This is a genomic window from Glycomyces sp. L485 (genome assembly GCF_022548875.1).
Taxonomy (GTDB): domain Bacteria; phylum Actinomycetota; class Actinomycetes; order Mycobacteriales; family Micromonosporaceae; genus Glycomyces.
In genome coordinates this window covers 18,309-31,307 of record NZ_JAKZEW010000007.1, presented here as the reverse complement: position 1 = coordinate 31,307, position 12,999 = coordinate 18,309, and the positions used below count along the sequence as shown (strand labels likewise).

The following is a 12,999-nucleotide window of genomic DNA, read 5'->3' as shown; positions in this document are numbered from 1 at the left end:
CGGCCGGACAGCCTTCCCCGCACGCGGCCGGACAACCCTCCCTCGGACAGCCTTCCCCGCATGGGAGTCGCGTCGATATCGGAGGTGCGAACAGCGGCGGCAATGTGGGGCGCGCCTCAGTCGTCTCGGCGGTGCGCGGCCGCACTCCGGATGAACCCAAACCCAAGAAGAAGCGCTTGTCGACGCGTCGCCGCCGCGTGTACGCCGCGCTCATCCTCGTCGTCCTCATGATGCTCGGCTCGGGCACCGTCGTCGGCGCGGCATTCTTCGAGAGCGTCCCGCCGCCCGAGGACCTCGTCTTCGGCGAGTCCACCACGTTCACCTACGCCGACGGCACCACCACCGTCGCCGGATACGGCGAGTACACCCGCAAACTCGTCGACACTTTCGACGAGCTCCCCGACACCGTCGTATGGTCGCTCCTTTCCCTGGAGGACAAGAACTACTTCGAACACGAGGGTGTCGACTACAAGGGCACGATGCGAGCGCTGGTCAACAACGTCACCGGCGGCGACACCCAGGGCGCCTCGACCATCAGCCAGCAGTACGCCGGCATGGTCTCCGAGATCCGCGACGACATCTCATACGGCCGCAAGGCCCGCGAGGCCGTCATGGCCATGAAGCTGGAGCAGCAGTACTCCAAGGAGGACATCCTCCTGCACTACCTGAACCTGAACTTCTACAACCGCGGCGCCTACGGCATCGAGGCCGCCGCCGAGGTCTGGTTCAGCAAGCCCCTCGAAGAGCTGACGTGGGGCGAGGCGATGATGCTGGTCATGCAGGTCAAAGCCGGCGACGGCTCCTTCGACCCCCGACTGGTCGAGGAGGGCGACACTGCCCCGTTCGACCGCTGGAAGCACGGCATGGACACCCTGCTCACCTTGAAGGACCTCTCAGAGGAGGACAAGGCCGCGGTCCAAGAGCAGCTCGACGCCGGCATGCCAGAGACCAACGAGCAGATCGAGAACCCCGGCTCCTGGGGTCACGACACCCCCACCGGCTTCATCACAAACCCGACCGACGGCTACGTCTGGGAGGAGTTGGAGAGTCGCTACGGCCTGACCCGGAACGACTTCTACGGCAAGGATGAGGGCACCGGCGGCTACAAGGTGGTGCTCACCGTCGACCAGGCCGTCCAGAACGAGGCCGAGAAGACCGCGAGCCGGGGCGACCTCAAGCGTGAGAAGAAGGACGACCAGTTCGTCGACGACGAGGGCAACCCGGTCGAGAACCGCGCGGCCGCCGCCGAGTACAAGAACGAGGACGACTTCTTCGAGTTCGAGGACGACAACGAGAACGCCGCGCTCTACGAGATCTACCACCCGTCCATGGCCAGCGCGGTCGTCGCCGTCGAGCCCGACTCCGGTCGGGTGCTCGGCTACTACGGCGGCGAGAACGGGCTCGGGATCGACAAGGCGGGGATCGAGAGCCCTCACCCTCCGTCGTCGACGTTCAAGATGATCACCGCCGCCACCGCGATCAAGAACGACGCCTCGATCGACTCGTGGTGGTGGTCGAAGTCGCCGCGCGAGTTCGAGTCGCTCGACGGCATCGGCGACGGCACGATCTCGAACGCGGGGCGCACCGAGGACGTCGACATGACACTGACCGAGGCGGTGCGCAAATCGCGGAACTCCCCGATGTACGCGATCGCCGAGAAGTGGGGGGCCACGGCGATCTTGCAGACGGCAATCGACATGGGCGTCCGCTCGTTGAATCTCGAAGGCGTCACCTACCGGTTCTACAGGGGCGCCGACGGGACCATCACGTACTCGCGCCACGGCGAGGTCCAGAACGACGACGGCACGTACGTGACCGACGCGAACGGCAACATCGACCGGCTCGCCTCCCTCGACGGGTACGACGACAACGACGCGCCGGTGCGCACCGAGCTGGATCTGAGCTCCCCGAACTCGCCGTTCTACTACCACCTGAGCTTCGGGCAGTATCCGACCAGCGTCATGAACATGGCGACCGTGTACGCGACGATCGCGGCCGACGGCGTCTACAACGAGACCCACTTCGTCGAGGCGGTCTACGACCGCGACGGCGAACTGGTGGAGCCGGAGCGCGGCTTGGAGCAGACGCAGGCGCTCGATGTGAGCATCGCCCGGAACCTCCAGTGGGTGGGTTCGGAGATCTCGGGTGAGGGCGGGACTCTCGATCGTCCCTTCACCGGCAAGACCGGTACGTGGCAGGCCACCGCGGAGGGCTACGAGAAGGCGAACGCCCACACTTGGTACGTCGGTGCGATTCCGCAGCTGAGCATCGCGGCGTGGGTCGGCAATGCGACGGCCGAGTCGGCGCCGCTGCTGAACCCCGATGGCGGCACCGACGGGGTGTTCGGTTCGACCTTGAGCCAGCCGGTCTGGTATCAGTTCATGAACGGTGCGATCGAGGCGAAGGGCTATGAGGCGGAAGGCTGGACCGACGCCCCGCACGTGGGCAGCCCGATCGTCGACGACATCCTCAACGAGGAAGGCAAGATCGACGCCGACAGTCCCTATTGCGCCGCCAACCCGACCGACGGCCGTTGCGAGAAGAAGGACGAGGGCAGGAACGGCAACGACGAGGAGTGCGACCCGTTCTCGGAGATGTTCGGCCTGTGCGAGAACGGCGGCGGCCGAGACCGCGACGACGACGACTAGATTCGGCCGGGGCGGGAACAGGACCTCAAGCGAACGCGAAGCCTTCGCCTCGGTAGGTCGGGACCTCGTCGACGATCTCGCCGCCGGCGATCAGCTGCATGGTGTTGACCCGTTCGGCGAGCTCGCCCGCCTTGGCGTGGCGCATCCACACTCTCGAGCCGAGGGCGAGGTCGTTCGCCGCCTTGCCGCGCAGCGGGGTCTGGACCTCCCCGGCTCCTTCGGTCTTCGCATAGGACAGTCCCTCGGGGAACGTCGGTTTCGGCAGGCGGTCCCATCCGGGCACGCCCGAGGCGGCCCAGCCGCCGCCGAGGGCGGTCACGATGCCCTTACGGGGCCTCCGGACGACCGGCAGGGCGAAGAACGCGGCCGGGAGCGGTCGGATGGACCGGTATCCGTCGAACAGCGCCGGGGAGTAGAGGCCCGAGCCGGCGGCGATCTCGGTGACCGAGGGGTCGGCGGCGGTCGAGGAGACCGAGCCGGTGCCGCCGCCGTTGACGAACTCGATGTCGGCGGCGCTCCTGACGGCCGCGACGGCCTCGGCGCGGCGCTCGGCGAGCTCGGCTTTGGAGACGCGCTGCATGAGCCGCACCAGCGGGTATCGGAGCGCGGCGGCCTTGAAGGCGTCCTGGACGCCGGCGATCTGGCCCTCGTAGCCCATGATCCCCACCAGGTGGACGCCCGGACGCTTGTCGATCTCGTGGGCCATGGCCAGCGCCTGGTCGGGCGTGTGGACCGGTGACCGGTACGCTCCGATGTGGATGCGACCGCCGAGCAGTTCGAGCGACACGTCGAGTTCCAGGCACAGCCGCAGCGGCCGGGAGGGGTTCGGCCGCACGGCCTGTCGGAGGAAGTCGAGGTGTTCGACCGAGTCGACCATGAGGGTCACCCGCCGGGCCAGGTCCTCGTTCTCGGCGAGTTGCCGCACCGCGTCGGCGTTCGCGGTCGGGTAGGCGACCACGACGTCGTCGAACTCCTCGGCGAGCCACAGCGCCTCGGGCAGGGTGTAGGCGAGGACGCCGCTGAAGCCGGGCTGCGCGAGGGCTCGGCGCATGAGCGCCCGGCAGCGCAGGGACTTGCTCGCCAGCCGCAGCGGCTTGCCGATGGCGTTGCGCCGCAGAATGGCCGCATTGGTGTCGAAGGCGCCGAGCTCGACGACGGCGAAGGGCGGCTGGAGGTTCGCCGTCGCGTGGTCGAGTTCCGCATAGAGGTTTTCGGTGGAGCCGAGGCTCGGTACAGTCGCAGGACCCATGCGCTTTCACTCCTCTTGAGCGTCGGGTTGGATAAAAGCTACCGTTAAGTAGAGCGCAGACGAACCGGAGACCCCTATGGCTACCTCTCTCTGGCGGAACTGGTCCGGCACCGAAACCGCCGAACCGGTCCGGACCGTGCAGCCCGGCGGCGTGGACGAGATCGCCGAGGCGGTGCGCGAGGCCGCCCGTGACGGCCTGCGAGTCAAGGCCATCGGGGCCGGGCACTCCTTCAGCGGCATCGCAGCGCCCGAGGGCGTCCTGCTCGACATGGGCGGCCTCGACGACATCGTCCACGTCGACACCGGGACGAACCTGGTCACCGTGGAGGCCGGGATGCCGCTGTGGAGGCTCAACCAGGTCCTGGACGCGCACGGGCTGGCGCTGGAGAACATGGGCGACATCGACCGCCAGACGGTCTCGGGCGCGATCTCCACCGGCACCCACGGCACCGGCGACCGCTACCGGGGCCTGGCATGGCAGGTGCAGTCGCTGCGGCTCGTGCTCGCGGACGGCAGCGCGGTGCGCTGCTCGGCCGAGCGCAGGCCGGAGCTGTTCGCGGCGGCCAGGATCGGCCTGGGCGCGCTCGGGATCATCACCGAGGTGACGATTCAGTGCGTACCGGCGTTCCAGGTCCAGGCGGTGGAGGCGCCGATGCGACTCGACGCGGTCCTGGGCGGCCTGGAGGAACTGGTGGCCGAGAACGACCACTTCGAGTTCTACTGGTTCCCGCACACCGACCGGACCCTGACCAAGCAGAACAACCGCTATTCGATGGACGAGAGGATGCGCCGTCCGACGCGCTTGAGTTACTGGTGGAACGAGGGTTTCACCGAGAACGTCTTGTGGGAGGCCAGCAACCGGGTCGGCGTGCGGTTCCCGCAGGCCGTTCCGAAGCTCAACCGCCTGGCGGGCCGGGTGTGGGGCGCCCGCAACTATGCCGACGTCTCCCACCGGGTCTTCACCTCGCCGAGGAAGGTCGTCTTCAAGGAGATGGAGTACGCGATCCCCCGCGAGACGCTCCCGAAGGTGCTGACGGACCTCAAGGCCCGAGTTGAGGACGACGGCCTGAACGTCTCCTTCCCCGTCGAGGTGCGCTTCGCGGCGGCCGACGACGTGTGGCTTTCGACCGCCTACCGCCGCAAGACCGCGTATGTGGCGGTCCACCAGTACCACCGGCACGACCACGAGGCGTACTTCAAGGCCGCCTCCGAGATCTTCGACGCGGTCGGGGGCCGCCCGCACTGGGGGAAGATGCACGCGCTCGGCGCTGAGAGGCTCGCCGAACGCTACGAGCGCTTCGGGGACTTCCTGGCCGTCCGGGACGAGCTCGACCCCGACCGGCGATTTGCGAACGCCTATCTGGACCGGGTCCTGGGGGCGTGATCGCCGGCGTCCCAGTCGAAGGGCAGGATCTCGAATGCATCGAAACCGGCGCTGAGCGGCTTGAGGGCGCGAAAGTCCCGCTGATCGAGCGTGAAGATCCGGTTGGTCCCATAGCGTCCGGCGAGCGCGACGCCGACGGTGTCTGCGAGATCGAGCTCCAACCCGGCGTAGTCGAGCCGGAGCCGGTGCGCCGTCTCAAGATCTTCGTAGCGGATGGCCGCGATCTGGTACATGCCTCGTTCGAGGCGGGCGAGCAGTGCCTCGGAGACCTCGATGGCGAACGGAAACCCGTTCTCGCGGCGGGCCAGGTGGTCCAATTCGGTCAGTACGAGCGGAGAGAGAAGCAACGTCTCGGTCTCCATGATGTGCGCGGCGGCGTCATGCTGCGGCTGGCCTTCATCGAAGGCCGCCAGCACCGCCGAGGTGTCGGCGACGATGATCATCGCTTCAGCGAGCGCCGCTTCATACCCTGGTAGATGGCCTCATCCATCTCCTCGACGGAGAGGGGCCGGTCGCTTCGGTATTTCGGGAGCGGCGGCAACGGCTCCTCTTCCTTGGTTCGGAGGAGGCCCTCGTCGATGAAGCGGCGAATGACCTCGGCTTTCGAAGCGCCGATGTGCCTGGCGACGGCTTCGAGCCGCAGGTCGGCCTCCTCATCGAGATAGACGGTGCTCTTCTTCCTGCTCATGCCACCGATGGTACCATCGGTGGCATCGGTACGGCGGTTGTCGGGCCGGTGCGTTAGGTTGTGGCCGTGCCAGATGTGCAGTACCGCAGGCTCGACGAGCTGAGCGACGCCGAACTCCACCGCATGTACGAGCCCGTCGAGGCCGACTGGCTGCGGGTCAACTTCGTGTCCAGCGCCGACGGGGCGGCGACGCTCGACGGCCTTTCCGGTCCCCTTTCGGGTGAAGCCGACAAGCGGGTCTTCAAGGTGCTGCGCACCCGCTGCGACGTCCTGCTCGCCGGTTCCGGCACCGTGCTCGCCGAGGGCTACGGCCCGCTCGAGCTCAGCGCCGAACGCGTCGCCTGGCGTGCCGAACGGGGCCTGCCGGACGTCCCGGTCATGGCAGTCGTCTCCCGCTCGGCCCGGCTCGATCCGAACGCGCCGCTGTTCACGCGCGCCAAACGCAGACCGATCGTGATCTGCACGGCCGACGCCGCAGTCGAGCAGATGGCGGACCTGCGGGAGGTCGCCGACGTCATCGCGGTCGGCACCGGCGCCGTCGACTACCGCGCTGCCGTCACGGCACTGCGGGAGCGCGGCCTCAAGCAGATCCTGTGCGAGGGCGGGCCGACGCTCTTCGGCAGCCTGGTCGCCGACGACCTGGTCGACGAGTTCGACCTGACGGTCGCGCCGCTGCTGGTCGGCGGCGGACCGATCCGCACCGCCGAAGGCCCGACCTCCGAGGCGGCCCGGCGGATGCGACTGGGACACGTCATCGAAGCCGGGGGCAACCTGATGCTGCGGTACCTGCGAGGATGAAGCGCATGACTGATTCGGTGGGTAGGGTGCTCGGCACCGAGGACGCCACGCCACTCTCGTTCTGGGTCGGCGTCGGCCCGGACGCGTACGCGCAGCTCGACGACGTGCTCACCACCGAGCGGGAGGTGCCCGGCGTCGGCACCGTCCGCGTCTCCGGCGTGGTCACCGCCGTCCGCTCTCGCCACGAAGGCGCCCAGTTCGACTCGGACGTGTTCGACATCGCCGGCGGCCTGCTGCCGGCGCAGGTGCAGGAGGCCGCCGAGGTCACCGTGACGCGCGTCGAGCCCGAGGTGTTCGTGCCGCCGACGCCCGGCGCCGCGGTCGAGCGCGCCACCGGCGCCGAAAGAGACCGCGCGCTGTACTTCGACGGCATGGAACGCCAAGTGCCCCTCGGGTTCTCCCGCGACGGCCAACCGGTGTTCCTCAACGCCGACTTCCTCGACGGCACCCGCGGCGCGCACGTCTCCATCTCCGGCATCTCCGGTGTCGCCACGAAGACCTCGTTCGCGACGTGGCTGCTGTACTCGCTCCTGCACTCCGGGGCGATCGGCGCCGAGGCGGCGAACACGAAGGCGCTGATCTTCAACGTCAAGGGCGAGGACCTGCTGCTCCTGGACCACGACAACACCAAGATCGACGACGAGATCCGCGAATCGTACCGGCGCCTCGGCATGGCGCCCGGCGCGTTCAAGTCCGTGGAGGTGCTCGCCCCGCCGAGGGAGGGCGACAACAACGGCGTCCCCGACGTCGCCTGCCGCTCCACGGGCGTCGACGCGTTCTACTGGACGCTCGCCGAGTTCTGCCGTGACGGCCTGCTGCCGTTCGTGTTCGCCGACGCCGACGACGACCGCCAGCAGTACACCATGGTCGTCCACCAGGTCGCCGCCCGGCTGCGCAAGGAGGCCCGACCGAAGGACAACGGCGCGGTCGCCGTCGACGGGCAGCTGCTCACCACCTACCGGGACCTCGTCGACCTCATCTGCGAGCGTCTGTCCGACGACGTCACCCGCACCGAATGGGCCGGCTCGGCGATCGGCCTCGGCACGGTCAACGCGTTCATCCGCCGCCTCATCGCCTCCGGGCGCGACATCGGCCGCCTCATCCGCGGCGACCTGCCGCCGAAGGGGAAAGTCGTGTCCTCGCAGGCGCAGGTGACCGTCGTCGACCTGCACAACCTGCCCGACCGGGCGCAGCGCTTCGTCGTCGGCGTGGTCCTGCGCGGCGAGTTCGAACGCAAGGAGAAGGCCGGGACGGCCCGGCCGCTCCAGTTCGTCGTCCTCGACGAGCTCAACAAGTACGCGCCGAGAGAAGGCACCAGCCCCATCAAGGACATCCTGCTCGACATCGCCGAGCGGGGACGCTCCATGGGCGTCATCCTCATCGGCGCCCAGCAGACCGCCAGCGAGGTCGAGCGGCGCATCGCCTCGAACTCGGCCGTGCGCGTCGTCGGCCGTCTCGACTCCGCCGAGGCCACCCGGCCCGAATACGGCTTCCTCACCCAGGCCCAGCGCCAGAGGGTGCTCATGGCCAAGCCCGGCACCATGTTCGTCGGCCAGCCCGAACTGCCGGTGCCACTCGTGGTGAACTTCCCGTTCCCGGCGTGGGCCACCAGGCCCGCCGAGGCCGGTTCCGCCCCGTCGACGTCGGCGCGGTCGGTGACGGCGAAAGTCGACCCGTTCGAGCTGGCCGACGACGATGACGACATCCCGTTCTAGGAGACCGCCTTGCGAATCCTGCACACCTCCGACTGGCACGTCGGCGTCGCCCTCAAGGGCCGCTCGCGGCTCGACGAGCAGCGCGCCGTGTTCGGCCAGATCGTCGACATAGCACGCGAGGAGCGGCCGGACCTGGTGATCGTCGCCGGGGACCTGTACGACACCGCCGCGCCGTCGAGCGCGGCGCAGAAGGTCCTGACCGGGACGTTGTCGGCGCTGCGAGGCACCGGCGCCGAAGTCGTCGCGATCGCCGGCAACCACGACAACGGACCGGGTCTGGAGGCGCTGCGCGGCTGGGCGCACGAGGCCGGCATCCACCTGCGAGGCCGCATCGGCAAGTCCGCCGACCACCTCATCACCGGCGAGACCTCCGTCGGGGAGCGGTGGCGGATGGCCGCGCTGCCGTTCGTCTCGCAGCGCTACGCGGTCCGCGCCGCCGAGCTGTTCGAGCTGAGCGCCGCCGACACCGAGTCGGCCTACGCCGACCACCTGCGGCGCATGATCGCCGCGTTGTCGCAGAGCTTCAGCGCGGACGAGGTGGACCTCATCTGCGGGCACCTCACCGTCGTCGGCGGCAAGGTCGGCGGCGGCGAGCGAGAGGTCCACACCGTGGCGGACTACGCCGTCCCGGCGGCGGTCTTCCCCTCGTCGACGAACTACGTCGCCCTCGGGCACCTGCACAAGTCCCAGAAGATCGAGGGCCCCTGCCCCATCCGATACTCCGGCGGGCCGCTCGCGGTCGACTTCGGCGAGGAGGACCACACGCCGAGCGTCACCCTCGTCGACGTCACCGCCGACACCCCGGCCCGCGTGCGGCTGGTGCCGCTGACCGAGGCGGTGCCGCTCCAGACGCTGCGCGGCACGCTCGACGAGCTCCGGCAGGCCGAAGTGGACCAGAGGGCGTGGCTGCGGGTGTTCGTGAACGAACCGGCCCGAGCCGGGCTGCGCGGCGAGGTCGCCGACCTGTTCCCGCGGGCCGTCCAGATCCACATCGACCCCGGCATGCGCCTCGACGCCGCCGCGCCCCGGCAGCGGCGCTCCGGGCGCAGCCCCGGCGAGCTGTTCGACGCCTACCTCGCCGAGACCGGGCACGACGACCCGGCCGTGGCGAAGCTGTTCGCCGAGCTGTACGAACAGACCCAGACCGTCGCGGCAGAGGAGACCTGATATGCGGCCCATACGGCTCGACATGCACGGCTTCGGCTCCTACGCCGAGGCCTCCACGCTCGACTTCACCGACGTCGACTTCTTCGCACTCACCGGCCCTACCGGCGCGGGGAAGTCAACGGTGCTCGACGCGATGTGCTTCGCGCTGTACGGGCGCACGCCGCGCTGGCGCAACAACACGACGCAGAACGCGATCGCGCCCTCGGCTGTGGAGGGCCGGGTGCGGCTCGTGTTCGCCGCCGCCGGGACGCACTACGTCGCGACGCGGATCCTGCGGCGCGACAAGAACGGCAACGTCAAGACCGCGATGGCCGCCCTGGAGCAGCTCCCCGAGGGCGTGGACCCGGCCGACGACGACGAGCTCGTCGAGGGCCTGGGCCGACCGCTCGCGGGCAGCCCGTCGACGGTGAGCGTCGCCGCCGAGCGGATCATCGGTCTGCCGTTCGACCAGTTCACGAAATGCGTGCTGCTCCCCCAGGGCGAGTTCGCCGAGTTCCTCCACGCCACCGCCGCCGACCGCCGCAAGATCCTGGAGAACCTGCTCGGGCACAGCGCCTACCGGCGCGTGCAGCAGCTCGCCGGCGCCAAGCGCGACACGGCCTCGACTGCGCAGAAGACGCTCGAAGCGCAGCTCGCGAAGGTCCCTGCGGTATCCGATGAGGATCTTTCGGCGGCGGCACTGCGGGTCGAGCGCCTGGAGAAGCTGACCGAGCCGGTGCGGGACAAGGCCGGGGTCCTCGACGGTCTCAACGCGGCGGTGGAGACCGCCCGCAGGGGCCTCGACGACGCCGAGACCGACCTGGCGTCCCTGACGTACATCAAGCGGCCCGGCGGCGTCGACGACGTCGCCGCGCGGGTCGCCGACGCGAATGCCCGCGTCGCCGAGAAGTCCGCCGAGGTGGAGGCGACCGAGGCCGAGGACGAGCGGCTCCGCGCCGAGCTCGACGGGCTCGACCTGGCACTCATCGAACGACAGCTCAAGGCGTGGGAGGATCTCGGCGAGACCGACGCGAGCCTGAAGACCGGCCGAGACCTGACCGATGAGCTGCAGCACCAGTACGAAGAGGCGAAGGAACTCGAAGGCGCGGCGGCCGAAGAGGTCGAGATCCAGCACGCGGCCGTCCACAAGGCAAGGATGGCGGACCTGGCCGGGACGCTCCGCACCGAGTTGAGCACCGGCGATGACTGCCCGGTCTGCGACCGCCCGGTCGAGGCCGTCCCCGAGCGCGACCTGTCCGCCGCTCTTGAACAGGCGCAGCAGCTTTCACAGACGGCGACGGCCGAGTACAAGGACGCGCAAGGCGCCGTCGCGAACCTCCAGGCGAAGCTCGACAGCTACGAGGAGCGCCTCACCGACCTCCAGCTCAAGCGACGCCGCCTGCTCAAGAAGCTCGATGGCGTCCCCGAGGCCCACGAGCTCCACGCCCGGCGCGAGGCCGCCGCTGAAGCCGGGCGGCAGCTCAGCGGCACCGCCGCGGCGCTCAAAGCAGCCCGGAGGGCGCTGCGCGAGGCCGAGAAGCGCCGCACCGCGGCAGAGGAGCAGCAGCAGCGCGCCTGGCGGGAATTCGGGCACGCGCGCGACCAGGTGGCCGTCCTCGGACCTCCCCCGGTCGGCAGCGACCTGGCCGCCAGCTGGCAGAGCCTCGTCGAATGGGCCGCCACCGCGCTCGAAAGGGCCACGGCCGAACGCGAAGCCGCCCGCGAGGAGCTGAAAGGGCTCGACGGGCGCGCCGCGACGCTGCGCGCCGAGCTGCTCGCCGCAATGGCCGAGTTCGACGTCGCAGTCCCCCTGACCGGCACCGGCGGCGACTACGTCGCCGCGCACGCCGCCGCCGTCGAAGCGGCGCGCGCGACCTCGGCGAACCTGGTCGACGCCCGCAACCGGCGCGTCGAACTCGAATCCGAGGCCCGCAAGTTCGCGCACGAGGCCGAGGTCGCCAAGGAGCTGGCCAAGCACCTGGAGGCGCGCCGGTTCATGGAGTGGCTGCTGAGCGAGGCGCTCGACGAGCTCGTCGCCGGGGCGACCGTGATGCTCAACCGGATCACCGGCGGGCAGTACGACCTGATCTACCGCGACCAGGACTTCTGGGTGGTCGACCACCACGACGCCGACATGGCCCGCCCGGCGCGGGGCCTGTCCGGCGGCGAGACGTTCGCGGCGTCGCTGTCGCTCGCCTTGGCGCTGAGCGACCAATTGGCGAGCCTCTCGCGGGACGGCGCCTGCCTGGAGTCGATCATCCTCGACGAGGGCTTCGGCACGCTCGACCCCGAGACGCTCGACGCGGTCGCCACGACCCTCGAAGCGCTCACGGCCTCCTCCGAACGCACCGTCGGCCTGGTCACCCACGTGGTCGACCTGGCCGAGCGGGTGCCGGTGCGCTTCCGTATCACGAAGGACTCCAAAGGATCCCACGTCGAGAAGACTCTGGAGTGACCGTGCAGATCACCGTCGACGCCTGGGACCCGTCCTTCGCCGACAACGCCGAATCACCCTCCCGTTCCGACTCGGCCACCGTGGACACCGAGATCGAGACGCCCGCGAAGCAGTGGGCGCCGGTCGACGCTCCGGGCCCGGGACCGCGGCGGCTGCTCGTCGTCGACGGCGTCCGCCGCATCGACGCCCGCGTCGAACTCAGTGACGAGACCGGCCGCTGGCCGGGCATGTGCGTCTCCTGGGCCGCAGGTGCCGTCGCCTGCGACCTCGACGGCGGGGCGTCCGCGGTCACCGAGACGGCCGTCGAGCGCGGCCTGTTCGCGCCACTCGACCCTGGCGCCGAACTCGACCACTACCCCTACCGCAAGACCGACGCGGCCGAATCGGCCGAGCTCATCGCCGCGAGCCAGGCCGCCATGGCAGCCCTGGAGGCGAAGGTCGCCGCGAAGGTGGCGACGCACGCCGAGCTGTCGGTCCTCGACGGGACCCTGCGCGGGCGCACCAGGCTTCCGAACGCCGTGGGCTACATCAAGAGCCACCACCGCTCCTACCTGCAAGCGCCGCTGAACGGCGTGGTCGAGCGGTTGCGGCCCGGCCAGCGCACCCCCGTGTTCCACCTGATGACGACGTGGCCGCGCTACTCGTGGTACCTGCGGCTGCCCGGGGCGGGCTCGCGCGGCTGGGCAGGCGTGGCACGGATCGAGGCCGCCGACGCGCTCAGCGAGGAGGCCGCGATCGCGCTGGCCGACGCTACGGCGGCGGCCCTGCCGCCGTTGGGATCGGCCGCGCACAAGGACCCCCGTGCCCCGCAGAACCTCACCCCGATCGCGGGCCTTGAGCGCCGCCTCAAACGCAAGCTCGGAGACTCGAGGCTTCTGCTGCGCTCGGTCCGCACCGCCTACGCGAACCGCTGAGG

Annotated in this window: 10 protein-coding genes; 7 read left to right on the top strand and 3 right to left on the bottom strand. The window is 69.8% G+C overall.

The annotated features are described in order from the left end of the window. Nucleotides 1-104 precede the first annotated feature (104 nt). Nucleotides 105-2,648, top strand: a complete 2,544-nt coding sequence (locus tag L0U85_RS06075; RefSeq protein ID WP_241376864.1) for a transglycosylase domain-containing protein — start codon at nucleotides 105-107, stop codon at nucleotides 2,646-2,648. Between the two features lie 25 nt (nucleotides 2,649-2,673). Here L0U85_RS06075 and L0U85_RS06070 read toward each other — a convergent pair whose 3' ends face one another. Continuing rightward, nucleotides 2,674-3,897 (bottom strand): amino acid deaminase/aldolase, encoded by a 1,224-nt coding sequence (locus L0U85_RS06070; RefSeq protein ID WP_241376863.1) that lies wholly within the window; start codon nucleotides 3,895-3,897, stop codon nucleotides 2,674-2,676. Nucleotides 3,898-3,973: 76 nt separating this feature from the next. Between L0U85_RS06070 and L0U85_RS06065 the strand changes: the two genes are divergently transcribed. After that, nucleotides 3,974-5,281: a D-arabinono-1,4-lactone oxidase gene (locus L0U85_RS06065; RefSeq protein ID WP_241376862.1), complete on the top strand. Its 1,308-nt coding sequence runs from the start codon at nucleotides 3,974-3,976 to the stop codon at nucleotides 5,279-5,281. Here the strand turns inward: L0U85_RS06065 and L0U85_RS06060 are convergent. Together L0U85_RS06060 and L0U85_RS06055 are read right to left on the bottom strand one after the other, a co-directional pair. Then, the gene (locus L0U85_RS06060; protein ID WP_241376861.1) at nucleotides 5,254-5,724 is read right to left on the bottom strand and encodes a PIN domain-containing protein; all 471 of its coding nucleotides are present in this window, start codon (nucleotides 5,722-5,724) and stop codon (nucleotides 5,254-5,256) included. The two genes, L0U85_RS06065 and L0U85_RS06060, sit on opposite strands and share 28 nt — an antisense overlap. Then, nucleotides 5,721-5,969: a hypothetical protein gene (locus L0U85_RS06055; protein ID WP_241376860.1), complete on the bottom strand. Its 249-nt coding sequence runs from the start codon at nucleotides 5,967-5,969 to the stop codon at nucleotides 5,721-5,723. Before L0U85_RS06055 ends, L0U85_RS06060 begins: the two co-directional genes overlap by 4 nt. 66 nt (nucleotides 5,970-6,035) lie before the next feature. Between L0U85_RS06055 and L0U85_RS06050 the strand changes: the two genes are divergently transcribed. Genes L0U85_RS06050 through L0U85_RS06030 form a run of 5 tightly spaced genes read left to right on the top strand, consistent with a single transcriptional unit; the run spans nucleotide 6,036 to nucleotide 12,997 of the window. After that, nucleotides 6,036-6,767, top strand: coding sequence for a pyrimidine reductase family protein (locus tag L0U85_RS06050; protein ID WP_241376859.1), 732 nt, complete (start codon nucleotides 6,036-6,038; stop codon nucleotides 6,765-6,767). A 5-nt stretch (nucleotides 6,768-6,772) separates the two neighbouring features. Beyond that, nucleotides 6,773-8,482, top strand: coding sequence for an ATP-binding protein (locus L0U85_RS06045; protein WP_241376858.1), 1,710 nt, complete (start codon nucleotides 6,773-6,775; stop codon nucleotides 8,480-8,482). 9 nt (nucleotides 8,483-8,491) lie between these two features. Next, nucleotides 8,492-9,649 (top strand): exonuclease SbcCD subunit D, encoded by a 1,158-nt coding sequence (locus tag L0U85_RS06040; RefSeq protein WP_241376857.1) that lies wholly within the window; start codon nucleotides 8,492-8,494, stop codon nucleotides 9,647-9,649. Nucleotide 9,650: 1 nt separating this feature from the next. Then, complete coding sequence (locus L0U85_RS06035) at nucleotides 9,651-12,083, top strand: SMC family ATPase (RefSeq protein WP_241376856.1); 2,433 nt, start codon at nucleotides 9,651-9,653, stop codon at nucleotides 12,081-12,083. Then, entirely contained in the window at nucleotides 12,080-12,997 is a 918-nt protein-coding gene (locus tag L0U85_RS06030) for a hypothetical protein (RefSeq protein WP_241376855.1), read from the top strand. The genes L0U85_RS06035 and L0U85_RS06030 overlap by 4 nt, the downstream gene beginning before the upstream one ends. The last annotated feature ends 2 nt before the right edge of the window (nucleotides 12,998-12,999 follow it).

Excerpts from the sequence above, each read along its gene's own strand:
- L0U85_RS06070 (WP_241376863.1), bottom strand. The coding sequence starts at position 3,897 with ATGGGTCCTGCGACTGTACCGAGCCTCGGCTCCACCGAAAACCTCTAT.
- L0U85_RS06065 (WP_241376862.1), top strand. The coding sequence starts at position 3,974 with ATGGCTACCTCTCTCTGGCGGAACTGGTCCGGCACCGAAACCGCCGAA.
- L0U85_RS06060 (WP_241376861.1), bottom strand. The coding sequence starts at position 5,724 with ATGATCATCGTCGCCGACACCTCGGCGGTGCTGGCGGCCTTCGATGAA.
- L0U85_RS06055 (WP_241376860.1), bottom strand. The coding sequence starts at position 5,969 with ATGAGCAGGAAGAAGAGCACCGTCTATCTCGATGAGGAGGCCGACCTG.
- L0U85_RS06045 (WP_241376858.1), top strand. The coding sequence starts at position 6,773 with ATGACTGATTCGGTGGGTAGGGTGCTCGGCACCGAGGACGCCACGCCA.
- L0U85_RS06035 (WP_241376856.1), top strand. The coding sequence starts at position 9,651 with ATGCGGCCCATACGGCTCGACATGCACGGCTTCGGCTCCTACGCCGAG.